This is a genomic window from bacterium (genome assembly GCA_030654305.1).
Classification (GTDB): Bacteria; Krumholzibacteriota; Krumholzibacteriia; order LZORAL124-64-63; family LZORAL124-64-63; genus PNOJ01.
Map to the genome: position 1 here is coordinate 1 of JAURXS010000494.1, position 1,480 is coordinate 1,480.

The 1,480-nt window shown below is 70.2% G+C and carries 2 protein-coding genes; both read left to right on the forward strand.

What is annotated here, in order from left to right:
* Positions 1 to 456: hypothetical protein (locus Q7W29_14145; protein MDO9172963.1), on the forward strand; the 456-nt coding region annotated here is incomplete at its 5' end.
* 116 nt (positions 457 to 572) lie between these two features.
* Positions 573 to 1,480: AAA family ATPase (locus Q7W29_14150; protein MDO9172964.1), on the forward strand; the 908-nt coding region annotated here is incomplete at its 3' end.

Below are 1,480 nucleotides of genomic sequence, written 5' to 3' on the forward strand. Positions count from 1 at the left end.
TTCTTCCGCTACAACGAGGTCAAGGCGGAGTACATGGGCACCATGGAGGTGCCGATCTACGGCGTCATCAAGCGCACGCACGACGTCGAGTCCACGCTGCACGACATGTACATCGGCGCCCTCGCCGAGGAGGGGCTCGTCGGCGTGAGCCTGCTGGTGGCGATCTGGACGCAGATGTTCAGGATCTTCCGCCGCAAGTGGGTCCTCCGAAAACAGGGGGACCGATTCGCGCTCTACGCCATGCCGGTGCTCGCCGGCACGATCACGGGCTACTTCGCCGGCGGCATCGCCTTCGACTACCGGTTCTTCGCCGCCATGGGTTCGCTGCTCTTCTTCTCGGTGGGCCTGATCGCCGGCTACGCGCCCGACGGCCTGACCGACAACATCGAGGAGGCGCCCCCCCCGCCCGCATCCACGGCCCTCGGGCCGCGGGTCAGGCTCGCCCGCCGGATCTGAATCGTCGTTGCCGGGGGAGGGCCCATCGGCTACCTTCTGGCCGGACGCGGAGGGTCCCGCGGACCCTCCCCAAGGCGCGCCCTCCGGACGGCAGGTCCGGATTCCAGCGAGGTTCCATGTACCACGACCATTTCGGCCTCTACACCGCGCCGTTCTCGCTGAGCCCCCACCTGCACTTCGTGTTCAGGTCGACGGCCTTCGAGGAGACGATGGCCCATCTGGTCTACGGCCTGGAGGGCGGCGAGGACCTCATCCTGATCACGGGTGAGATCGGCACCGGCAAGACCCTGGCCCTGCACAACCTCATCAAGCACGTCTCCCGCTCCTACCGCGTGGCCCTGGTCAACGTCACCCAGATCGACTTCCGCGAGCTGCTGAAGCTGCTGCTCGCCGAGCTGAACGTGTCGATGCCGGCGGCCGCCGACCGGGCCGACCTGCTCTCGGCGCTCAAGGCCGAGATGGTCGCCACGCACCGCCAGGGCCAGCGCGTGCTGCTGATCGTGGACGAGGCCCAGAACCTGTCCGCCGAGACGCTCGAGGGCGTGCGCCTGCTGACCAACATGGGCCCCCCCGGCGAGCAGGTGCTGCAGGTGGTCCTGTCCGGCCAGCCCGGCCTGCGCGGCCAGATCGACGACCCCGGCCTCGCCCAGGTGCGCCAGCGCATCCGCGTGCACTACCACCTCGAACCCATGAACCGCCGCGAGGTCGAGGAGTACATCGAGCACCGGCTGAAGGTCGCCGGCTGCGAGCGCAAGCTCTTCCGGCGCGAGGCCGTCGAACGCATCCACGAGCAGAGCGGCGGCATCCCGCGCCTGGTCAACGTGCTGGCCGACCGCGCCCTGCTGGCGGCCTACGTCGACGGCGCCGACGAGGTGCGGGGCAACCACGTCGAGGCGGACCAGAACCTGTCCCGCTCGCCGTCGCAGGAAACCTCGGACGCCGCCCGCGCCGCCCGCGGCGCCGAGCGCGTCACGCCCCCCGCGCCGGAACCCGCACCGATGCCCCGGACGGCACCGCCGCCACC